We start from the raw sequence: 270 nt of genomic DNA on the forward strand, positions 1-270 counted from the left end.
AAAGAGCTGCTAGAACTGGTAGAAATCCTCAAACTGGAGAAGAAATGACTATCGAAGCTAAAAAAGTTGTTAAATTCAAACCTGGAAAAGGATTATCTGAAGCTGTAAATAAATAGTGAGAGTTTAAATAAAACTAATAAGAAAAAATATTTTAATAGGAGCTGTTGTAAAATCAATGATATATTATTGATTTACTCAGCTCTTTTTATTGGCTCTTTGTCAAATAGTGTTGGTGGAAAAAACAAATAAATTTTCAAGTAACTCCAGTGA

The 270-nt window shown here is 28.9% G+C and carries 1 protein-coding gene; it reads left to right on the forward strand.

Annotation, left to right across the window (positions count from 1 at the left end):
* The coding region (locus I6E31_12570; GenBank protein MCF2640790.1) for an HU family DNA-binding protein at positions 1-116 on the forward strand (116 nt) is incomplete at its 5' end.
* Between the last annotated feature and the right edge of the window lie 154 nt (positions 117-270).

Source organism: Fusobacterium varium (assembly GCA_021531615.1).
GTDB classification, from domain to species: domain Bacteria; phylum Fusobacteriota; class Fusobacteriia; order Fusobacteriales; family Fusobacteriaceae; genus Fusobacterium_A; species Fusobacterium_A varium_C.